Below are 21,849 nucleotides of genomic sequence, written 5' to 3' on the forward strand. Positions count from 1 at the left end.
TATTAGTGAAACACTCACACTGATGAGGCTCACTTTGTAAAGTTAAATTGTGCAGTTTGAAAAAAAATATTCAGTATAATTTTTATCGTGGTTTTCCACACTAATTAGTAGGAGGAGTGATTGTCATGAATAAAAACGACAGTAAGGATATGCGAAAAAATGCTCCAAAAGGAGATAATCCTGGCCAGCCTGAACCTCTTAGCGGATCAAAAAAAGTAAAAAACCGCAATCATACGAGACAAAAACATAATTCTAGTCATGATATGTAAGGAAAAAAAAGAAATCGGCATTTACGCCGATTTCTCTTTTTTTTATCTCATTATAGGCTTTTCATAGTCGGTTCATAGCAAGTAAACAATCATTTTCATTAAAGTTTTGATAATGCTTCTATTATATTGGCTTCCTCCTCGATCGTCACAGTCCTTAAATCAATGAGCACTTCTTCTTTTTGAATTCTTACGATAATGCTAGGATCGGATTCCGTTCTTAATTTTTGTGCAAGTACTTCTGCTGACCATTTTTGATGTGTAACGACCGCAGCGATTGAAGGAAGTTCAACTTCTGGCATCGTACCACCACCGACTTGACTCGTACTTTCTCGCAAAGAAAAGATATATTGATCTGATATGCTTTGCATTTTATTGATAAACGCTTCTGTTCTCAGCTTTAGTTCTTCCTTCGTCACTAGTAGATCTCTTACGACAGGAATATTTTTAATGCCATCTTCACCTTTTACATAATCAAGCAAAGTTGCTTCTAAAGCGGCAAGTGTCATTTTATCGACCCGCAAAACTCGGGCAAGCTGGTGCTTCTTTAATTTTTCTATCAAATCTTTTCTACCAGCAATAATCCCTGCCTGTGGACCGCCTAAAAGCTTATCACCACTAAATGAGACCATATCAGCTCCGAGCTTTAGCACATCACTCACCGCTGGTTCATCCCCTATTCCATGACGGCTGTAATTATAAAGTGCTCCACTCCCTAAATCTTCGTAAAAGATAATTTCGTTATTTCGAGCCAGTTTTGATAATTCATCCGATTCTACTGATTTTGTAAAGCCTATTACTTTAAAATTGCTCGTATGAACTTTTAGTATCATTGCCGTCTTGTCAGAAATTGCTCTCTCATAATCTGATATATGGGTTTTATTTGTTGTACCAACTTCAATTAGCTTAGCTCCACTTTCCTCCATAATTGAAGAAATCCGAAACGATCCGCCAATTTCAACAAGCTGGCCTCTCGATACAATAACTTCCCTTTCTTTAGCTAAGGCTTTCAAAATGAAATAGACTGCTGCCGCATTATTATTTACAACCATCGCTGCTTCAGCACCTGTTAATTTTTTCACAAGTGTTTCAACATGACTATGTCTAGATCCTCTTTCTCCATCCTCTATCTTATACTCTAAGTTTGAATAATGAAGTGCTGTCTTAGCCATATGCCTTGCTGCATTTTCACTTAAACGCGCTCTTCCCAGATTTGTATGTAAAATAGTACCAGTCGCATTAATGACCCTTTTTATCGTGTAGCTAAAATGTTTGCTTACTGACATTTCGAACCTCTGAAACAATAAATCATTAAAAGCTTTACTGCCTGGCTCAGGCCCTCTCCATTGATCATTTAAGATCTCATGGCGAATTTGCTCTAATACCATTTTTAGTTCATTTGTAATATGTAAGGAATCTATCCCGTTACGGTTCATTAAAAGTGAGAAACGCTCATCCCTTTGAAGCTCATGTACGGGAGGAATAAATTTAAGTAAATGTTTCAATGAATACCCTCCTATCTTGTCAGTCTATTATAACATTATGGTTAAACAAAAATCGTAGTTTGAAAATTAAAAAACCTTCCCCTGAAAATAGGAAAAGGAAGATATGAAAAGGATTTACCCCTGCAAAGTTTCAATAATATTTTCGGCTTTTGGGAATAGACCTGTTTCTTCTTTTGAATAAATTTTCTTATCGTTAACCGTTATTTCAAATATTCCTCCTGTACTAGGAATCAACTCTAGGCTCTCAACCTCATGCCGAAAGTGAGAAAAAAGTTCTTGTGCGAGACTCGCAGCTTTTGGAGAATAGTTTCACATCATACAAAATTCAATTTTCACATTAAATTTCCTCATCCGGTTACCTCCTCTTGGATAAGTTCACAAAATATTTAAATATTTATTCATTGTCATTTTAGTATAAACTAATCACTTCCGCAAATAAATCCGCACGAATTATGTGATATTATCGATAAATAATTGTATACTGAAATTTGGAGGTGGTCCTTTTGAGCGAACATGAGAAAATTCGTTTGACTTCCATGTCAACAAAAGCTGGCTGAGGCTGCAAAATTGGTCCTGAGGACTTGACGCAAGTTTTGTGTCAATTACCAAAGCAAGAGCCTGTGCCCGAATTACTCGTCGGAAATGAAACTGCCGATGACGCAGGTGTTTATCAATTAACAGATGAAATTGCCTTAATTCAAACAGTAGATTATTTCACACCGATTGTTGATGACCCATATATGTTTGGTCAAATTGCGGCGGCAAATGCGCTCAGTGATGTTTACGCAATGGGTGGTCATCCAAAAACGGTGCTTAATATTGTCGGATACCCTATTAAAAAGCTAGGTGCCGATATCCTTGCAGATATCCTTCGTGGTGCAGCCGATAAAGTAAAGGAAGCTGGCGCAATTACGATCGGTGGACACTCTGTCGATGATCAAGAGCCAAAATTCGGTCTATCTGTTACAGGAATTGTACACCCGAACAAATTTTGGAAAAATGTTGGTGCGAAACCCGGTGATGTCCTTGTCTTAACAAAGCCAATTGGAGTAGGCATCTTAACGACAGGCATTAAACGTGGAGCGGTAACAAAAGAACAAGAAGCAGCTGTAACTGAGACGATGGCCATGTTAAATAAAACAGCAGCTGAAATCTTATCTTCCTACTCTCCACATGCTGTTACAGATGTCACTGGATTTGGACTACTAGGACATGGTTCAGAGATGGCACGTGGTAGTGAAGTTAGTTTTGAAATACATATGGAAAAAGTACCACTGCTTGATGGGACATATGAGCTCTCCAAAAATGGAGTAGTTCCAGGAGGTTCTAAATCCAACCATAAATGGGTCGCAAATGATGTTCAATACGACAATATTTCACAAGAAAACCAAATAATCTTATGTGATGCGATTACGTCTGGTGGTTTATTAGTTTCTATGTCGATTGAGGAAGCAAATGAATATGTAGAAAAACTACATGAGGCAGGCCTTTCTTTTGCCTCCATTATCGGCAAAGTACTTCCAAAACAAGAAAAATTAATTTATGTGAAATAGCTGGATTTCCAAATTATTAGACGGATGCGCTAAATCTATCTACTAACAAGGATTTTCCACTAAAAACCAACAGGGAATGATAGCCACAATGGCTTTCATTCCTTTATAAAATCATTCACACTTTTAATTAGAAAAGGAGGATCTTTATGGATATGCAAGCTTATTTAAAACGGATTTCAGTTAATGAGCAAAGTGAAACAGCACTAGATTTTTTAACAAAACTGCAAAGGCATCATATGGAAAGCATTCCGTTTGAAAATCTTGATGTGACAAGAAAAGTTGAAATTAAACTGAATGTAAGCAGTTTCTATCATAAAATTATCGAAAAGCAACGCGGCGGTTTTTGTTATGAGCTAAACGGCTTATTCCAGCAATTATTAACAAACTTAGGGTTCCAATCTCATTTAATTTCCTGTACAGTCAAAAAACAGAATGGCTGGGCTAAGTCTAACAGCCATGCAGCCATTATTGTTACTCTAGACAAGCCCTATTTAGTAGATGTTGGTTTTGGAGACTCAGTGAGACAACCTCTTCCGCTATCAGGTAATGAACGAACAGATGTTAGTGGCACTTATCGGATATTGAAAAATGAAGATGGGTTATTCGACCTTCAAAAGCTTGATCATGGAGAATGGAAAATTCTTTATCGTTTTTCTGATGAAATGAGGCAACTAGAGGATTTTTCCGAAGGCTGTCTATACAATCAAACCTCTCCTGACTCGACCTTTACCCATGGTGATATTGTGACCATTGCAACAGAATTTGGCCGCATTACCCTTTCAGATTTAACTGTCACCGTCACAAAAAACGGTGAAAAAGAAAAATGGGACATAACGGAAGGAGAAAAAATTAAATTTATTGAAAAGCATTTTCAAATTAAACTATGAAAATAGGATTAAATCGGATAGTTGAATTGGAACCCACTCCACCTCAACTATCTTATCTTTATTTCACAGCAGCCTGCAAATAATGAAAGTCTTAAGGATAATATTATCCTTTAAATGAATAAGATGGGCTTCCTTTCACACCTGTTTTAATCTTAAACACCCCACCAGAAAATGGGTATTGTCTTAGGTTTTTAGCCGCCACGCCTGTTCTTGCTGTTGTGATGTATAATTCACTTAAATCTTCCCCGCCGAATGTACATGAAGTAACATTTACTGCTGGAATAATAATTTCCATTAACTGATTTCCCTTTTTCGGATCCCATCTAGAAACCTTTGAGCCGCCCCAATGTGCAATCCAAAGCATACCTTCTTCATCAATCGTCATCCCATCAGGTAATCCTTCAACTCCTGAAAAACTTATAACCTCTGTTGGTGGCGCTTCTCCAAGTGTTGCCTTTGCATCTAGAACTAATTCTAAATCTCCTAACAAGTAAATACACCTCTTCAAATTGAAACTACATTCTTCTATTTCTCCTTTGCAAAATCGTCATGCTTTTTGTGCTTCAATTCCTTTCGATCTGATCTAAGTGCTTTTTAATAGATTACCAAATTTCACCTTTACTTTACCGATAAACTATCGAAAAATCTAAAAATCGCATGAAGGTCTTTTAGCCTTCATGCGATTTTGTTGGATTTTTTTTTTACAAAAACATATCGTTTGTTAACTATTCTTTTTCTCGCTAATTTTTTCAAGCATATCCAGCGTCATTTTCGCTAAATCATACTCTGCTTTAAAGCCCCATTCTTCTTTCGCAGCGGTTGCATTAAGAGAGTTTGGCCAGCTGTCTGCAATTTTTTGACGAATCGGATCGACATCATATGCTAGTTCAAAGCTCGGGATTGACTTCCGGATTTCTGCAGCAATTCCCTCAGGATCGAAGCTCATCGCTGTCACATTAAATGAATTACGATGTTTTAATTTCGCTGCATCTGCCTCCATTAAATCGATAATCGCGTTTAAGGCATCAGGCATATACATCATATCCATGAATGTTCCTTTATCAATATATGATGTGTAACGACCATTTTTAACTGCTTCATAGTAAATTTCTACAGCATAGTCTGTCGTTCCTCCACCTGGAGGTGTTACATAAGAAATCAAACCAGGGAAACGTAAGCCGCGCGTGTCCACTTCAAATTTATGATAGTAATAATCAGCTAATAATTCCCCAGCTACTTTATTTACACCATACATTGTAGTTGGCCGCATAATCGTATCCTGTGGGGTATTATCCTTCGGTGTTGAAGGACCAAAAGCACCAATAGAGCTCGGTGTAAAAAATTGACATTTCAATTCTCTTGCTGTTTCAAGTGCATTTACAAGTCCACCCATATTTAAATTCCAAGCAAACACTGGATTCGCTTCTGCAGTTGCTGATAAAAGTGCAGCCATATGAATAACAGTATCAACATTATATTTGCGGGCAGTTTCAATCATCGTTTTCGTATCTGTTACATCCACAACCTCGAATGGACCAGAATTGGCAGCTTCAGAATCGTTTTTGCGGATATCTGTCGCAATCACATTGTCCACTCCATAAATGCTTCTAAGCTTAACGGTTAATTCAGAGCCAATTTGCCCAAGAGCACCAGTAATAAAAATCTTCTTCATATTTCTCCAAACCTTCCCTCGTTGCAGGATTTATCTTATTTTTAGAAAAGCTTTGCATTCGCCAAGTCCTTTCGGCGAATGCCTTAGCTTTTCTTCTGCGGTACTATTAGCAGATTTATTTGAATGTAATATTTCTTTAGCACGTTAATAAACTTAAACTTTCCTACTAGCCTAGAAAAATGCGATTGTTTGATATCAAAATTAGATGATATCCATTTCCTTCCCAACTTTCTCATAGATAGCAATTGCTTGATCAAGCATTTCCTTCGTGTGTGCAGCTGAAGGCATATTTCTCACTCTGCCAGTCCCTTTTGCTACTGTTGGAAATACAATTGATTTCGCGTAGACGCCTTCTTCGTTTAACCTTTTACTAAATTCCTGTGTCTTCACTTCATCCCCAATAATACAAGGAGTAATTGGTGTTTCACTATTTCCGATATCAAATCCAAGCTTTTTCAAGCCAGCTTTTAAATAATTTGCATTTTCCCAAAGCTTTCTGTTTAATTCTGTGCTTTCCATCAGCAACTCAATTGCCTTTTTGCTTGCTGCTGCATCAGCAGGTGTTAATGATGTTGAGAATAAAAAAGGTCTGCTTCGTACTTTTAGCCAATCAATTAACTCTTGCTTTCCAGCTACATAGCCGCCAACAACACCAATTGCTTTTGAAAGTGTACCAATTTGAAAATCAATTTTATCTGAAAGCCCAAAGTGCTTAACCGTTCCTGCACCATCCCCTAGTACACCAGAGCCATGCGCATCATCGACATATGTAATGAGGTCAAATTCTTCTGCAATTTCCACAATTTCAGGAAGCTTTGCAATATCTCCATCCATTGAAAAAACACCATCTGTAATGACCATTAGCTTATTATATTGGCCAGATTGCTTTGCTTCCTTCGCTTTCTTCCGTAAATCGTCCATATCTGAATGGTTATAGCGTATTATTTTCGCTTTTGATAAACGACATCCATCAATAATTGAAGCATGGTTCAATTCGTCAGAAAGTATAGCATCATTTTTATCCATTACGGCTGAAATTGCAGCCATATTACAGTTGAAACCAGACTGATAAGCAATTGCTGCTTCTGTCGCTTTAAATTCTGCCAATTTTTCTTCAAGTTTGATGTGTATATCTAACGTTCCATTTATTGTTCTTACAGCTCCTGCCCCAACACCATAATGATTTATTGCTTGAATAGCAGCTGTTTTCATACGTTCATCCGTTGCTAAACCTAAATAGTTATTTGAAGATAAGTTAATTAGTTCTCTTCCATTAATTTTGATGATCGGACCATTTGGACCTTCAACTGGATCGATCACATTGTATAAACCTTTCCCTTTTAAATCCTCTAAGTTTTCCACTAAAAAATGAGCTAATGTTTTACTAGACATCATTCCATCCCCCAGTTCAATAATTGTTAAGTTTGTTCTTACAATAAACACAGTTGTGTTTTTGACGTGGACATAATCACTATTCAAAAATGAGCCCTATAAAGGATTCCTGCCTATTACTTTATCATATTTTTCATCCATGTACATACATAGAGGACATTTCAAAAAATATTTTTATACTGTTTACCTTTAGTTTACCCATTACCATAGAAAGAATAGTTTTTTTCATTATCTTTTATACGATAATGGTTCTTTTCCACTTCTTTTTAAAATATACATTTATTAATGCAGTTTTCTTGGACAGGTTATACAGTCTATTAAAATTATTACTTTTTTAAAATTACTATTATTAAGCATTGATTTTATTTTGAAAACTGTTATCATTTAAATTGTAAGTTTAAAATAATTCATATGAGGTGAATGTTAATGGCAAAAAACAATAATCTCACAACAAGTTGGGGTGCTCCTGTTGGAGACAATCAAAACTCCATGACAGCAGGATCTAGTGGTCCTACTCTCATTCAAGATGTATATCTATTGGAAAAGCTCGCGCATTTTAATCGAGAGCGTGTTCCTGAGCGAGTTGTTCATGCAAAAGGTGCAGGTGCACACGGTTATTTTGAAGTGACAAATGATATGTCTAAATATACGAAAGCAAAACTATTTAATGAAGTAGGAAAACGTACCGATATGTTTATTCGTTTCTCGACTGTTGCTGGAGAGCTTGGTTCTGCAGATACAGTTCGAGACCCACGCGGCTTTGCTGTAAAATTTTACACAGAAGAGGGTAACTATGACCTCGTAGGTAACAATACACCGATTTTCTTTATTCGTGATGCCATTAAATTCCCTGACTTTATCCATACACAAAAAAGAGACCCACAAACACATTTAAAAAATCCTACTGCTGTTTGGGATTTCTGGTCACATTCTCCAGAGTCTTTACATCAAGTAACGATATTAATGTCAGATAGAGGGGTTCCAGCAACATTCCGCCATATGCATGGGTATGGAAGTCATACATTCAAATGGGTAAATGCAGAAGGAGAAGCTGTATGGGTAAAATATCATTTTAGAACAAATCAAGGTGTTAAAAATCTTGATGTAAAGCTAGCTGCAGAACTTGCAGGCACGAATCCTGACTATCATACAGAAGATTTATTTAATGCTATTGAAGAAGGTAACTTCCCTTCCTGGACATTGTTTGTGCAAATAATGCCATTGGAAGATGCGAACACATACCGTTTCGATCCTTTTGATGTGACAAAGGTATGGTCACAAAAAGATTATCCACTCATTGAAGTTGGAAAAATGACATTAAACAGAAATCCTGAAAATTATTTTGCTGAAGTGGAACAAGCTACTTTCTCACCAGGAGCATTCGTCCCTGGCATTGAGCCGTCTCCAGATAAAATGCTTCAAGGCCGTTTGTTTGCCTATGCGGACGCACATCGTTATCGTGTCGGAGGAAATCATAACCTTCTTCCAATTAACCGCCCAAAAGTGGAAGCACAAAATTATTTCCGCGATGGTGCAATGCGTTCTGACAACAATGGTGGAGGTTCCGTATATTACGAGCCTAATAGTTTCGGTGGCCCTACTGAAGTACCTGAAGCTAAGACAACTCCGTACGCAGTTTCTGGATTAGCAGAGCAAGTAGCGTACGATCACCATGACCATTACACACAAGCCGGTGACTTGTATCGTCTATTATCTGAGGAGGAACGAGCACGACTTGTTGAAAATATCGTAACTGCGATGAAGCCTGTTAAGCTTGAGGAAATCAAACTTCGTCAAATCGGGCATTTTTATAAGGCTGATCCTGAATACGGATTGAAAGTCGCAGAAGGACTAGGTTTAGCTATCCCACATGAAGTAAAATAACATACAATCTTTTTTAACCTTTGTTCTTCCTTCTATTCTCACTCTATATAATAGTCTGATTTAAATGGGCGTCCGTTATTGACAAATATCGGGCGCTTTTTTTTTGTTCACTAATTTAAGTAATAACTTTTAAACGAAAAATTATGTATAATAATCTAGTCTAATTGAAGAAAATCAAGTATGATGTGAAAATAAAAGCTACTTTTAGGAGAAAATTATTAAATAGACTAGCTTAAATTTTATGATTTGGATGATAAAATACAAATATGCTGCAAAACTGAATTTGAAATTGTAAAGTGAGGATTTAGATTCATGAGTTTATTAAATGTAGAAAAATTAAGTCATACTTTCGGTGATCGAACATTATTTAAAGATGTTTCCTTTCGCCTTTTAGCCGAGGACCATATTGGTCTTGTCGGGGCAAATGGAGTTGGTAAATCAACATTAATGAATATTATTACAAACCAACTTATCCATGATACTGGACGTGTTGAATGGACATCAGGTGTTCATTATGGTTATCTTGATCAGCATACCGTTTTGACACCTGGAAAAACAATGCGGGATGTTTTAAAAGATGCTTTTCTCCCTCTTTTTGAACAGGAGCAAGCATTAAATGAAGTAACCTCAAAAATGGCAGATGCAACCCCTGAGGAGCTTGAGCAATTATTGGATGACATGGGCAAAATCCAAGATCGACTCGATGCTGGAGATTTCTATTCGCTTGATATAAAAATAGAGGAAGCCGCACGGGGACTAGGATTAGATGCAATCGGATTAGACCGTGATGTTTCTGCATTAAGTGGTGGGCAAAGAACGAAAGTATTATTAGCAAAATTACTGTTAGAAAAACCTGAAGTGTTACTATTAGACGAGCCAACAAACTACTTAGATGTTGAGCATATACAATGGTTAACGAATTACTTAAAAGAATATCCATATGCTTTTATGCTAATTTCACATGATACTGAATTTATGAATCAAGTTTCAAACACTATTTTTCATCTTGAATTTTCGAAGCTTACTCGCTATACCGCAAGCTATGAAAAATTTCTTGAATTAGCAGAAATCAATAAAAATCAACATATTAATGCCTATGAGAAGCAAAAGGAGTTCATCAAGAAGCAAGAAGACTTTATTGCCAAGAATAAAGCTCGTTACTCAACGACTGGCCGTGCGAAGAGCCGGCAAAAGCAGCTAGACAGAATGGAAAGAATCGATCGTCCTGAAACGGCAATAAAACCGACGTTTGAATTTAAAGAAGCTCGTGGCAGCAGCCGCTACGTTTTCGAAGGGAAAGATTTTGAAATCGGCTATACACATGCTCTTTTACCAAAAATGTCGATTACCATTGAACGAGGTGAAAAAATTGCCATTGTTGGCTGTAATGGTGTCGGAAAATCTACTCTCTTAAAAACAATGCTAGGAAAGATAGAACCGATTAGCGGTACATTAGAACGTGGCGACTTCCTCTTCCCTTCTTATTTTGAACAAGAGGTTAAAGCAATGAATATGACTCCGATTGATGACGTATGGAGCGAGTTTCCATCAATGGATCAGCATCAAGTTCGTGCTGCACTTGCAAGATGTGGCTTAAAAAATGAGCATATTTCTCGTCCTTTAAATCAATTAAGCGGTGGAGAGCAAGCTAAAGTTCGCTTATGTAAGCTGCAAATGAACGAAAGTAACTGGCTCCTTTTTGACGAGCCAACAAATCACCTAGACGTGTCAGCAAAAGCAGAATTAAAACGTGCCTTAAAGGCATATAAAGGAACAGTCGTATTAGTTTGCCACGAGCCTGATTTTTATGAGGATTGGGTAACGAAAGTATGGAATGTCGAGGAATGGTCACAAAATCAATCGTAGTTTATTTTATTACTCTTACAATCAGATTTAATTAGTGTATAATGAAATGAGCCCGATTTCGACATAATACTCCATAGTTCTTCACCTCTTGTATAGAAAAAACATTGCTATATTCATAGTGTTTTACTTTAGTAGCAAACATCTTTATTGGGTAAATATGATATAAAGGACAAACGAATATATGACTGATAAGAAAATTGCTTGGATAACTGACAGTACTGCCTTTCTTACAGAGGAGCTGAGGAACCATCCTGATGTTTACGTTATCCCACTCTCTATTTCATTTGGTAATGAAACATTTGAAGATGGAATAGATTTAAATACCCATGAGCTTTACGAACGGATTCGTTCACATAAGGAAGTTCCTAAAACATCTCAGCCTTCAGCTGGAAGATTTGCTGAGCTTTTTGAAAAATTAAAAGAAAATTATGAATCAGCGATTGCCGTCCATATTTCTAGTAAATTAAGTGGCACGATAAATAGTTGTCTATCAGGGGCGGCACTTGCTGATTTTCCAGTTGAAGCAGTTGATTCCAAGTCGATGTCTTATGCAATCACAACGTTAATTAATAAAGGGTTAGTTATGGCTAATAATCTTGTTCCATTTAAACAGATTGCTCATAATCTTCAACTTGAAGCGGTAAAATCAGAAAACTATATTTTACTTGGAAGCCTTGATCAATTTTATAAAGGCGGAAGAATGTCTGGTACAGCGTATTTACTAGGGAGTATTTTGAAAATTAAACCGATTATTCAAATTAATAATGACGGTGAGTTTATCCTTTTTGATAAGGTTCGCTCAGAGAAGAAGGCGATTAAAAGAATGCTGGAACTTCTCGGAGAATCTTATAAAAAACACTCGATCGCACAAGTTCAAATTATGCATGGAAATGTATATGAAAAAGCAAAGGAGCTGGCAAACGAGATTAAAGCCCTTTTTCCGAAGCTAGATATTTTTATCGGTGAAATCAGCTCAACAATTGCTGCTCATGCTGGAGAAGGTACACTTGCAACCATTTGGCATAACGAAAAAAGGAGCTTAGGATGAACCTAAGCTCCTTTTTCCATTCGCGTAACCCCACTTTCTATACCCATGTAAACATATATTTCTCATCCTCAATGAAAGTGGCAGGCTTTGTGACTTTCAACGGTTTAAACGTATCGATCATCACTGCAAGCTCGAGTGTTTCTTTTTTGCCGATGCTTGCTTCGGTCGTTCCTGGATGCGGCCCATGTGGAATTCCAGATGGATGTAGAGTAATTGACTCTTTATTTATTCCTTTCCTGCTCATGAAATTTCCTTCTACATAATAAAGAAGCTCATCACTATTTACGTTGCTATGGTAATAAGGTGCTGGAATAGCGCTAGGATGATAATCAAACAAACGTGGTACGAAAGAGCAAACGACAAAATTATGACCTTCGAATGTTTGATGCACTGGTGGTGGCTGATGGACTCTCCCAGTTATCGGTTCAAAATCCTCAATATTAAATACCCATGGATATAAATAGCCATCCCATCCTTCTACATCAAGAGGATGGTGATTCAAAATATGTGAATGAAGATATCCTCTCGTTTTTGTTACTACCTCGTATTCACCTTGTTCATTATACGTTTCCAATTTTTCTGGTCCGCGAATATCTCGTTCACAAAACGGACTATGTTCTAGCAATTGTCCATATTCATTCCGGTATCTTCTCGGTGTTGTGATTTGACTAAAGGACTCGATAAACAATATTTTAGTTTTTTCCTGTTCATTTGGAATAACCCGATAAATCGTCCCAATCGGGATAATGACATAATCTCCTGGCCGATACGAAACTGAGCCAAACATTGTTTCTATTTTGCCGGTTCCGTAATGGATAAAGAGCATTTCATCCCCATCACCGTTTCGATAATAGCTTTTCATTGGACCATCAAGATTCGCGGTGCCTATAAGTAAATCGTCATTCCCTAACAAATATTCCCTTGCATTTAAACCATTGCCTGCCTTTAAACTTTTGTCGGTCATAAAATGACGATGCTTCAATGACTGCTGGCTTTCATATTCAGGCAAATACATGCCTATTAGTTCTGATCTCACTACTTCGGTTGGCATATAATGATGGTATAAAATTGATTGGGTCCCAGAAAAACCCTTTGTTCCCATTACTTGCTCACGAAAAAGACTTCCATCTTCTTTTTTAAACATCGTGTGGCGTTTGTGCGGAATTCTACCCATTTGCCTGTAATGCATGGTCCCAACTCACTCTCGTAATATGGTATTTTTTAATGATCCGAGTGTTGTTATTTCTAACTCCACTTCATCCCCAGGCTCAAGAAAGCGATGAACATTTGTCCCAAGCTCTAAAATACAACCGCTTCCTACAGTCCCTGACCCGATAATTTCTCCAGCATACAACGTCGTATCATTTGAAGCACGTTCAATCATTTCACCGAAGGAATAATAAATATCAATCATATTTCCTATTGAAAGCAGCTTGCCATTCACCTTTGCAGTCATGTTTAAGTCATAACCTTTTTTGGAACGAAACGGTTCGAGTTCATCCTTTGTCACTATATAAGGTCCAATTGAAGTTGCAAAATCCTTACCTTTAGCCGGTCCGAGCCCAACTTTCATTTCTTTTTTTTGAATATCTCTTGCACTCCAGTCATTCAAAATACAATAGCCAAAAATATATTCTTCTGCGTCTTCTGCTTTAATGTTTCTACCGCTTTTTCCAATGACACAGGCAATTTCCAGTTCATAGTCTAGCTGCTCGCAATATTTAGGACGAGCAAGCACTTCATCTGGACCAAGCATTCCAAGATGATTGGAATAATAAAACACAGGAATGTCATACCAATCTGGGATCATTTCAAGTCCACGATGTTTTCTCGCCGTCTTCACATGTTTTTCAAATGCGTAAAAATCACGAAAGCTTTTCGGGTTTGGTATTGGAGCAAGCAACTGTACATCTTGTAGAGGATAAAAGCCTTTAAGATCAGAGAAAAGATTAGAGCGAATATAATGAGTAAAAACGAAATGGTCTTCAAGAAAAGAAAGCATGTCTTTCGGTAATTGGCCATTCGAAGCTTCATACATATCGACAACATATTGTTTCTTTTCAAGCCAGCCAGCTCTTATATCCCCGTTCCTCTTTCGAAAAGTTACGAATTTCATTGCATCACCTCGGCTCTATTTTTCTCACTAATTCAAATGTATCAGCAATTGGCTTCGTATACATTTGTCCAGCTAAACGGCCAACAGGTTTTAATTTTAATGTATTAATTTTGCCATTTTCATAAAGTTCATCAGCCACTTGGACATGTACAACTTTCCCAATGACAAGACTGCCAGCTCCAGCATGCTCTCCAAAATGGAGAATTTGTTCAAGCTTGCATTCTAAATGTACTTTCGATTCTTTTATTCTCGGCACTTTAACCGTCTTACTCTCAGCTTTATTTAAACCTGATACTTCAAGCTCATCAATTTCTGCAGGAAAATCCGCTGCACAATGATTCATTTGCTCTACAATATCCTCACTAACAACATTTATAACAAATTCCTTTGTCGCCTCGATATTGGAGAGTGTATCCTTTTTATGATGATCTGTCCCTCTTCTCATCGGCGAAAAACAAATGAGAAGTGGATCAGCACAAATAGCTGTAAAGAAGCTGAAAGGAGCTGCATTAATGATGCCATTATTATTAATTGTAGTGACAAAAGCGATTGGCCGAGGCAAAATAGCACCTACGAGCAGCTTATATGACTCCTTCCATGCAAGGTTTTCTGGATTTATCTCCATAGACTACACCGCCTCTTCACTTATTAACTCCTTTAATACAGCTAGAAAGGCTTCATTATCCTCACGTGTCCCAAGTGTTATTCGCAATGCATCTTTATATCCAGCAGCTTTCATTTGCCTTACTAAAAAACCATGCTCAATCAATTTATGAAAAACTGGATAATGACTCATTACATATATAAAGTTCGTTTCGGATGAATAAAAGGCTAGCCCGAGTTCTTGCAAATGTTCACACATATATTCTCGTTCAATTGTGTTTTTTCGGGCACAGTCCATCACAAAATCCTGGTCTGCAAGCGCCGCCACTGCAGCAGTCTGTGCAATTTCATTCACATTGAAAACTTCCTTCACTTTCTGTAAATCCAAGACTATAGAAGGAGACATCATTCCATAACCAATTCGTAAACCAGCAAGCCCGTAAATTTTTGAAAAAGTTCGTAAAATTATTAAATTAGGATGCTTATCTAATAAAGAAATTGACGGTAAATATTCGGTTGAAGTAACATATTCGTAATAAGCTTCATCCAAAATAATCAGTATATTTGGTGGAACTTTTTCAATAAAGTGAAGTAGCTCTTGCTTTCCAACAATCGTGCCAGTCGGGTTATTTGGATTACAAATAAAGATTAATTTCGTTTTCGATGTAACCCCTTTATACATCGCTTCAAGGTCATGAACACCTCTGATTAGTGGGATGACGATGGGAATTCCTCCCTCAATGGTGACATTTGATTCATATCGGGGAAAAGTCACATCCGCTATTATTGCTTCATCCCCTTGATTTAAAAATGCACGACAAATTAGCCGAATAATTTCATCAGAGCCATTTCCAAGCAAAATCTTTTCCTCATTTATCCCGTAAGTAGTAGCTAACATTTTGCGAACAGCTAATGCTCTCCCATCGGGATATAAAGAAATGTGAGCAAGCTTTTGGAAGATGGCTTCTTGAACATGTTTGGAACAGCCATAAACATTTTCATTCTCAGACATCTTTCTAACTGTTTGAAGTTTGTAGATTTTTTTAATTTCGTCAAGTGAATATCCTAAAGGGTAAGAATAAATCTTCTCAACAATCTTTCTTCGTTCAATTTTCATCATTTGCTTATAAATTTCCCCGTCTTTCTTGCTCGCGTTCAATGGATTCAAATAGAGCTTTAAAGTTTCCTTCACCAAAACCTCTAGCGCCTTTTCGCTGGATGACTTCAATAAATAATGTCGGGCGATCAACAATTGGTTTCGTAAAAATTTGCAATAAATAGCCCTCATCATCTCTGTCTACTAAAATACTTAATTCTTTTAGTTTGTCAATCTCTTCATCTATTTTGCCTACACGCTCAGATAATGCTTCATAATAGGTTGCAGGAGTGCTTAAAAACTCTACACCATTTTTCCGCAAAATACTCACTGTCTGTACGATGTCTTCTGTTAAAATCGCAAGATGCTGAACTCCAGGCCCATTGTAAAATTCAAGGAATTCAGCAATTTGAGATTTCCGCTTTCCTTCTGCTGGTTCATTGATAGGAAATTTAATTCTTCCACCATTATGCATAACTTTCGACATAAGGGCTGAATACTCTGTGCTAATATCTTTATCTGTAAAGTGGGTCATCTCTTTAAAGCCCATCACATTCGCATAATAACTTACCCATTCTTCCATCCTTTCAACATTTCCGACAACATGGTCGATAGCAATAAAACCAGCGTCTTCAAAAGGAATCGTCATCGCAATAGATTCATAGCCAGGCATAAAGATTCCTTTATAGTCCTTCCGTTCAATTAACGTATGGATTGTATCCCCATAAGTGCCGATGATCGCTTTTTTTACTATTCCAAATTCATCTTTTACTTCAAACGGAGGTAATATTTCGATCGCACCTCTTGAAACAGCTGCTTCATAAGCCTTCTCAACATCTTCAACTGTCAGTGCAATATCCTTCACACCATCTCCATGTTTTCTTACGAATTGTGCTACACGGCTGCTCTCCGTTAAAGATCCAGTAATAACAAGTCGAATTTTTTGCTGTTGAAGGACGTAAGAGACCGTCTCCCTATTTCCAGTTTCTAACCCTGAGTAAGCTACCAGTTTAAATCCAAAAGTTGAACAAAAGAAATGAGAAGATTGCTTCGCATTACCGGTGTAAATCTCTAGATAATCAACCTCTTTAACCGGAAAAAAATCATCTTGCTGAATTTGTTTTGATCCCTGTTTTTCTTGCATTATAATTCCTCCAATTCAATAAAATAATGAATATTCTGAATTGATGATATATTATTAATGGAAATATTATCAAGAGTACGAGTTAAAGCTATAATACATATATGCGGTAAAGCGAAAAAAACGTCATATAAATAAAGGGTACTTTTTAGAAAGATGTTATAACTGAACTGTAATTTTTTATTGCTTCGACTGCTTCCAATAAGCTTTCATTGACGCTCGGATGTGGATATAAAGGGAAATGTAAATCCTCATCTCGGGCTATCATTTCTAATGAAATAATCCCACTCGAAATTAATTCAATGGCACCATTCCCAATCATATGCATTCCAAGTAGACGATTGCTTTCTCTTTCAAAAACAACTTTAATGAAACCATCTTTTTTGCGATTAATTGCTGAATAACCATTGCTTGAAAGTGGGATTTGGCTTACGATAACAGAATGCCCCTTTTGAACTGCTTCTTGTTCACTCATTCCTACAGCGGCAATTGGAGGAGATGTATGGGCAACTAGTGGTAAAAATCGTAAATCAAACTCAGTTAATATGCCAGCGATTGCTTCAGCAGCCGTTTTTCCTTGTTTTATCGCTTTTACAGCTAAGCTTTGCCCTTCTGTTACATCCCCGACTGCATAAATATTTTGCCTTGTTGTTTGGCATTTTTCATTAATCTTTATATAGCCTCCGTCTGTCGTTTCAACCCCAATTCGCTCAATACCCAAATTTTTTATATTCGGGGTTTGTTTTGTACTAACAAATAAATGTGAAAAAAATTGTTTTTCCGTTGCTTCACGCTCTTCCAGTGTAACCAAAACTCCATTTTCCTCTATTGCGGCTTCAATTAATCTCGCTTTTCTCATTACAGAAATATTTTTCTTTTTCAAAATTCGTCTAAGCTCTTTATTAATTGAAAGATCAAATTCAAAGTCTTCCTGTTCGAAAATAATACTTACCTTTGAGCCAAACGCTTGAAATGCAAACGCCATTTCAAGGGCAATATAATCATTGCCATAAATGAGGAGTTTTTCAGGAATTTCATTCAACTTTGTTATGGACCATGAATCGAGAATTCTTACATGATCCATATGATATCCCTTTCGTGCTTCTAGTAAGCTTCCAGTTGCGATAACAGCATGTTTAAAGCGATAAACTTCATATTGGTCACCATTCTCAAATCCTATTTTTTCATCAGAAAGAAAATAGGCTGTACCTTTAAGCAACTCAACATTATGTTTCTTGCACTTAGTCTTCATTCCCTCCTGTAGCTGATTTATAAGATTTCGTTTATTGCTTTGCAGCGTGTTTATATTAAATAGGATTGGGCTTGTTTCAATCCCCAAATGACTGTATTCATTTATTTCAGCCAATTTCTCTCCACTATAAGTGAACAATTTTGAAGGAATACAGCCTTTGTTTAAACAACCCCCTCCGATGTCTTCTTTTTCAATTAGTGTAACGGCTAGGCCTAGCTGTGCAGCCCGAAGCGCTGCATGATAACCCCCTGGTCCACCTCCAACAATAATGACATCTCGTTCATGAGCGAGTTCACCTACAACCATTTAGACCAACTCCAGTAAAAGCATTCTCGGTTCCTTAATTAAATGTGAGAATTGATTCGTAAAGCGTACAGCCGTCGCACCATCTGCAACACGATGATCGAATGACATTGATACATTCATGATTTGGCGAATAATAATTTGATCATCCTCGGTAACAATTGGCATTTTCTTCGTTTTATGAAAAGAAATAAGTGCGACTTCAGGATACCGAATAATTGGGGTTGCTCCTAAACTACCACCTAGTGGACCAACATTTGAAACTGTAAATGTCCCACCCGATAAATCATTGGTCGTTAAACGACTGTTTAATGCTTTATTCGTCATATCCTTTAATTCTGTGTGGATTTTTTTGATCGATTTTTTCTCGATATGCTGGATAACAGGAACAATTAAACCTTCATCCGTATCAACAGCAATACCAAAATGGTGTTCATGCTGAAGTTTTATGACTTCATTTTCTTCATCCAACCGAGCATTAAAAATCGGGAACTGTTTTAAACAGATGGAAATGGCTTTAAGAAAAAATGCAGTGGCCGAAATATTTTCATTTATTTTCTTTAAGTAATTGCGAAATTCAATTAAATCTGTCACATCCACTTCCTCAAAATGAGTACAATGTGGAATTGTGTACATGGATTGAACCATTTTCTTTGCAATTTGTTTTCTGCGTCCCCTAAATAGGAGCACATCTTTATCTGTTGAGGTATTTTCAAGATTGCTTATAGGCTTGTTGATTTCTTGGGGATTTTTAGGCTTTTGTTTAGTGGCAATGACTTCATAAATATCTGTATCTATTATTCTACCGGACGGGCCTGAACCTTTAATGCTTTCAATATTTATCCCATTATCACGAGCAATTTTTCTCGTAAAAGGAGATGCTAATATACTTTTCGCGTCTTTTTCTACATATTCAGTTTCTATAATTAATAATGTTGTCCCAACCGCTACCGTTTCCCCTGGGGCCACTTTAAGCTCACGTATAATACCAGCCTTTGGAGCTGGAATTTCAGCCGTCATTTTATCTGTTTGCACCTCAACTAATGGTTCATCTACTTTAACGATATCACCTGGCTTTACTAGGAAGAAGTTAATTTCTGCTTCAGTCATTCCTTCACCGATATCATGAAGCTTGATCTCCATTGCATCCCTCCTCAAAACGAGATTGATTTTCTTATCGCATGCTTTATCCTTTCAACTGTAGGCAAATAGTGATCCTCAAAACCGAAATAGGGTACAGGTGCATCAAAGCCTGTCACTCGTTCAGTTGGCGCTTTTTGATATAAAAAGGATGTATCATTTATTATGGCTAACACATCATTCCCAACACCACCTGTTGCATGTGCTTCTTGAACGATTACAGTGCGTCCTGTTTTTTGTACTGACTCGGAAATTAAATCTTTATCAAGTGGGTAAAGCGTTCTTAGATCAAGGACATCACAATCGATATTACTTTCTTTCAGTTCCTTTGCCGCCTCTATGGCAATTGGGACCATCGCTCCCCACGCAATCACAGTAACGTCATCACCTTGAAGAAGCTTCTTCCCTTTTCCGAGTTCAATTGTATATTTTTCTTCTGGAATGGCTTCTCGATGAGAACGGTAGGAGCGCATTGGTTCTAGAAACAAAACGGGGTCAGGATCTTCAATCGCTGCAATTAGTAATCCTTTCGCATCATACGGATTTGATGGACAAACAACTTTCATGCCAGGCATATGTGTAAAAAGCGCTTCCGTGCTATCACAATGGATTTCCGGCGCTCTGACTCCTGCACCATATGGGGCACGAATCACGATCGGAACGGTGTAATGCCCCATCGTCCTCATTCGTAATCTAGTTGCGTGTGTCATGATTTGCTCATATGCTGGATATATAAATCCTAAAAACTGTATTTCAATAATAGGAATAAAGCCGTTAACCGCTAGTCCAATCGCAGCTCCCACAAATCCAGCTTCACTTAAAGGTGTATCAATAACCCGAGCTTCCCCATATTTAGCATGAAGTTTGTCTGTTGCTCTGAATACACCGCCATTTTTTCCCACATCCTCTCCAAGGATAAGCACTTCTTTTCGCTCCATTAACATCGTATCAAGCGCGTCGTTTATCGCTTGAATGAGTGTCATTGTCTTTGTTTTTAAAGCAGTACTCATCCAAACGCACCCCCAATTAATTTAAGATACTCTTCTTTTTGCTGTTTAATTTGCCATGTAGGTTCGGCAAAAACATGGTCAAAAATGTCGGAAGGGTTGGCCGGTGGAAATGCTTCCATTTCTACAACCGCCTTTTCAATTGCTGCGTTGGCATCCGCTTCGATTTCTCGAACCCAATCTGCATCATAATAACCATTATGCTTTAACCATTTTTCCAACCGAACGATCGGATCGGCTGCTAATTTTCGTTTCATGCTTTCAGCTTGATCACGATATTTAGTCGGATCATCTGCTGTTGTATGGGCGCCATATCTCCAAGTTACTGCCTCAATCAATGTTGGACCTTCTCCATTTCTTGCCCTTTCTAATGCTTTTAATGTCTCAAAATAGACGATAAATACATCATTGCCATCGATTCTTACTCCTGGCATATCATAAGCTACCGACTTTTGTGCGATCGTTTTTGAATTCATTTGTTTTTCGATCGGCACCGAAATAGCATAATGATTATTTTGGTTAAAGAAAACGACAGGCGCTTTGAATACAGAGGCAAAATTTAGTCCTTCATGGAAATCGCCTTCTGAAGTGGCTCCATCACCAAAGTAGGCAATAGCAGCGTTTTTAGACCCTTTTAGTTTTTCTGCAAGTGCAGCTCCTGCGGCATGGGGAATTTGCGTAGCAATTGGAATACTTGGTGGGAATATTTTTTTGCCGACAGGTGGAACACAGCCTTCATTTCTCCCGTTCCAAAACAGAAGAATATTCTTTAAACAATGTCCAAAAATAAAGGCTGCTCCATGATCTCGATAAGTCGGAAACATCCAATCATCTTCTTTTAATGCGCGGGCACTCCCAACTTGTGCAGCCTCCTGTCCTTCAAAAGGGGCATACGTGCCGATTCTTCCTTGTCTTTGCAAACTTACAGCTTTACGATCAAATAGGCGAATTTTCACTAGATCTTGATAAAATTGCTTTGCCAACTCTTCAGTAATTTTCTCTTCATACTCAAGTAAGACAATTTCCCCGTTCGAACTCATGATTTGCTGGAGCGGAAATAGATGATCCATTTTCTCACCCTTTATTCATTTTTTAAAACTTTACCACGTTAAAAATGT

General features: G+C 37.5%; 18 protein-coding genes and 2 pseudogenes. 6 read left to right on the top strand and 14 right to left on the bottom strand.

Translation table 11 applies throughout. From position 1 onward, the window contains the following. The first annotated feature begins 125 nt into the window (after positions 1-125). Complete coding sequence (locus KDN24_RS13090) at positions 126-269, top strand: small acid-soluble spore protein P (protein WP_409973819.1); 144 nt, start codon at positions 126-128, stop codon at positions 267-269. 98 nt (positions 270-367) lie between these two features. Here KDN24_RS13090 and selA read toward each other — a convergent pair whose 3' ends face one another. Together selA and KDN24_RS13100 are read right to left on the bottom strand one after the other, a co-directional pair. Next, positions 368-1,771: an L-seryl-tRNA(Sec) selenium transferase gene (gene selA / locus KDN24_RS13095; protein WP_409973818.1), complete on the bottom strand. Its 1,404-nt coding sequence runs from the start codon at positions 1,769-1,771 to the stop codon at positions 368-370. Between the two features lie 114 nt (positions 1,772-1,885). Next, positions 1,886-2,020 (bottom strand): annotated as a pseudogene (locus tag KDN24_RS13100) (SelT/SelW/SelH family protein); the annotation flags it as partial. Positions 2,021-2,307: 287 nt separating this feature from the next. Here KDN24_RS13100 and selD point away from each other — a divergent pair. After that, positions 2,308-3,324 carry a selenide, water dikinase SelD gene (gene selD / locus KDN24_RS13105; protein ID WP_409973905.1) on the top strand — a complete coding sequence of 339 codons (1,017 nt, stop codon included), beginning with the start codon at positions 2,308-2,310 and terminating at the stop codon, positions 3,322-3,324. A gap of 146 nt (positions 3,325-3,470) precedes the next feature. After that, on the top strand, positions 3,471-4,211 hold the full coding sequence (locus tag KDN24_RS13110; RefSeq protein WP_409973817.1) for an arylamine N-acetyltransferase family protein: 741 nt from the start codon (positions 3,471-3,473) through the stop codon (positions 4,209-4,211). 103 nt (positions 4,212-4,314) lie between these two features. Here KDN24_RS13110 and KDN24_RS13115 read toward each other — a convergent pair. From KDN24_RS13115 to kbl, 3 genes and pseudogenes are all read right to left on the bottom strand, one after another. Beyond that, a pseudogene (locus KDN24_RS13115) lies at positions 4,315-4,644 on the bottom strand (SMP-30/gluconolactonase/LRE family protein); the annotation flags it as partial. Positions 4,645-4,932: 288 nt separating this feature from the next. Continuing rightward, positions 4,933-5,883, bottom strand: a complete 951-nt coding sequence (locus tag KDN24_RS13120; protein WP_409973816.1) for an L-threonine 3-dehydrogenase, SDR-type — start codon at positions 5,881-5,883, stop codon at positions 4,933-4,935. A 201-nt stretch (positions 5,884-6,084) separates the two neighbouring features. Further along, on the bottom strand, positions 6,085-7,275 hold the full coding sequence (gene kbl, locus KDN24_RS13125; RefSeq protein WP_409973815.1) for a glycine C-acetyltransferase: 1,191 nt from the start codon (positions 7,273-7,275) through the stop codon (positions 6,085-6,087). A 426-nt stretch (positions 7,276-7,701) separates the two neighbouring features. On the opposite strand from kbl, the gene katA reads away from it, so the two are divergent. From katA to fakB, 3 genes are all read left to right on the top strand, one after another. Continuing rightward, complete coding sequence (gene katA / locus KDN24_RS13130) at positions 7,702-9,159, top strand: catalase KatA (RefSeq protein ID WP_409973814.1); 1,458 nt, start codon at positions 7,702-7,704, stop codon at positions 9,157-9,159. 312 nt (positions 9,160-9,471) lie between these two features. Continuing rightward, positions 9,472-11,025, top strand: coding sequence for an ABC-F family ATP-binding cassette domain-containing protein (locus tag KDN24_RS13135; protein WP_409973813.1), 1,554 nt, complete (start codon positions 9,472-9,474; stop codon positions 11,023-11,025). 181 nt (positions 11,026-11,206) lie between these two features. Further along, positions 11,207-12,073 carry a fatty acid kinase binding subunit FakB gene (fakB, locus tag KDN24_RS13140; RefSeq protein ID WP_409973812.1) on the top strand — a complete coding sequence of 289 codons (867 nt, stop codon included), beginning with the start codon at positions 11,207-11,209 and terminating at the stop codon, positions 12,071-12,073. A 37-nt stretch (positions 12,074-12,110) separates the two neighbouring features. On the opposite strand, the gene KDN24_RS13145 is transcribed toward fakB, so the two are convergent. The 9 genes from KDN24_RS13145 to pdhA form a co-directional block, all read right to left on the bottom strand. Further along, entirely contained in the window at positions 12,111-13,262 is a 1,152-nt protein-coding gene (locus KDN24_RS13145; protein WP_409973811.1) for a homogentisate 1,2-dioxygenase, read from the bottom strand. Between the two features lie 9 nt (positions 13,263-13,271). Next, on the bottom strand, positions 13,272-14,189 hold the full coding sequence (locus KDN24_RS13150; RefSeq protein WP_409973810.1) for a fumarylacetoacetate hydrolase family protein: 918 nt from the start codon (positions 14,187-14,189) through the stop codon (positions 13,272-13,274). Positions 14,190-14,193: 4 nt separating this feature from the next. Further along, entirely contained in the window at positions 14,194-14,814 is a 621-nt protein-coding gene (locus tag KDN24_RS13155; protein ID WP_409973809.1) for a flavin reductase family protein, read from the bottom strand. A gap of 3 nt (positions 14,815-14,817) precedes the next feature. Further along, a complete protein-coding gene (hisC, locus tag KDN24_RS13160; RefSeq protein ID WP_409973808.1) occupies positions 14,818-15,984 on the bottom strand; it encodes a histidinol-phosphate transaminase in 1,167 nt (388 codons plus the stop codon). Then, positions 15,917-17,032 carry a 4-hydroxyphenylpyruvate dioxygenase gene (gene hppD, locus KDN24_RS13165; RefSeq protein WP_409973807.1) on the bottom strand — a complete coding sequence of 372 codons (1,116 nt, stop codon included), beginning with the start codon at positions 17,030-17,032 and terminating at the stop codon, positions 15,917-15,919. Before hppD ends, hisC begins: the two co-directional genes overlap by 68 nt. A 145-nt stretch (positions 17,033-17,177) precedes the next feature. Further along, positions 17,178-18,587 carry a dihydrolipoyl dehydrogenase family protein gene (locus KDN24_RS13170; protein WP_409973806.1) on the bottom strand — a complete coding sequence of 470 codons (1,410 nt, stop codon included), beginning with the start codon at positions 18,585-18,587 and terminating at the stop codon, positions 17,178-17,180. Further along, positions 18,588-19,727, bottom strand: a complete 1,140-nt coding sequence (locus KDN24_RS13175) for a dihydrolipoamide acetyltransferase family protein (protein WP_409973805.1) — start codon at positions 19,725-19,727, stop codon at positions 18,588-18,590. It lies immediately after the preceding gene. 11 nt (positions 19,728-19,738) lie between these two features. After that, a complete protein-coding gene (locus KDN24_RS13180; RefSeq protein WP_409973804.1) occupies positions 19,739-20,734 on the bottom strand; it encodes an alpha-ketoacid dehydrogenase subunit beta in 996 nt (331 codons plus the stop codon). Beyond that, positions 20,731-21,801 carry a pyruvate dehydrogenase (acetyl-transferring) E1 component subunit alpha gene (gene pdhA / locus KDN24_RS13185; RefSeq protein ID WP_409973803.1) on the bottom strand — a complete coding sequence of 357 codons (1,071 nt, stop codon included), beginning with the start codon at positions 21,799-21,801 and terminating at the stop codon, positions 20,731-20,733. Before pdhA ends, KDN24_RS13180 begins: the two co-directional genes overlap by 4 nt. Positions 21,802-21,849: the final 48 nt, after the last annotated feature.

This window comes from Cytobacillus sp. Bva_UNVM-123, assembly GCF_046351715.2.
Taxonomy (GTDB): domain Bacteria; phylum Bacillota; class Bacilli; order Bacillales; family Cytobacillaceae; genus Cytobacillus.

What these genes read in the sequence shown, in the direction of transcription:
- KDN24_RS13090 (WP_409973819.1), top strand. Translation starts at nt 126, where the DNA reads ATGAATAAAAACGACAGTAAGGATATGCGAAAAAATGCTCCAAAAGGA.
- KDN24_RS13110 (WP_409973817.1), top strand. Translation starts at nt 3,471, where the DNA reads ATGGATATGCAAGCTTATTTAAAACGGATTTCAGTTAATGAGCAAAGT.
- KDN24_RS13120 (WP_409973816.1), bottom strand. Translation starts at nt 5,883, where the DNA reads ATGAAGAAGATTTTTATTACTGGTGCTCTTGGGCAAATTGGCTCTGAA.
- kbl (WP_409973815.1), bottom strand. Translation starts at nt 7,275, where the DNA reads ATGTCTAGTAAAACATTAGCTCATTTTTTAGTGGAAAACTTAGAGGAT.
- katA (WP_409973814.1), top strand. Translation starts at nt 7,702, where the DNA reads ATGGCAAAAAACAATAATCTCACAACAAGTTGGGGTGCTCCTGTTGGA.
- KDN24_RS13135 (WP_409973813.1), top strand. Translation starts at nt 9,472, where the DNA reads ATGAGTTTATTAAATGTAGAAAAATTAAGTCATACTTTCGGTGATCGA.
- fakB (WP_409973812.1), top strand. Translation starts at nt 11,207, where the DNA reads ATGACTGATAAGAAAATTGCTTGGATAACTGACAGTACTGCCTTTCTT.
- KDN24_RS13145 (WP_409973811.1), bottom strand. Translation starts at nt 13,262, where the DNA reads ATGCATTACAGGCAAATGGGTAGAATTCCGCACAAACGCCACACGATG.
- KDN24_RS13150 (WP_409973810.1), bottom strand. Translation starts at nt 14,189, where the DNA reads ATGAAATTCGTAACTTTTCGAAAGAGGAACGGGGATATAAGAGCTGGC.
- KDN24_RS13155 (WP_409973809.1), bottom strand. Translation starts at nt 14,814, where the DNA reads ATGGAGATAAATCCAGAAAACCTTGCATGGAAGGAGTCATATAAGCTG.
- hppD (WP_409973807.1), bottom strand. Translation starts at nt 17,032, where the DNA reads ATGCAAGAAAAACAGGGATCAAAACAAATTCAGCAAGATGATTTTTTT.
- KDN24_RS13170 (WP_409973806.1), bottom strand. Translation starts at nt 18,587, where the DNA reads ATGGTTGTAGGTGAACTCGCTCATGAACGAGATGTCATTATTGTTGGA.
- KDN24_RS13175 (WP_409973805.1), bottom strand. Translation starts at nt 19,727, where the DNA reads ATGGAGATCAAGCTTCATGATATCGGTGAAGGAATGACTGAAGCAGAA.
- KDN24_RS13180 (WP_409973804.1), bottom strand. Translation starts at nt 20,734, where the DNA reads ATGAGTACTGCTTTAAAAACAAAGACAATGACACTCATTCAAGCGATA.
- pdhA (WP_409973803.1), bottom strand. Translation starts at nt 21,801, where the DNA reads ATGGATCATCTATTTCCGCTCCAGCAAATCATGAGTTCGAACGGGGAA.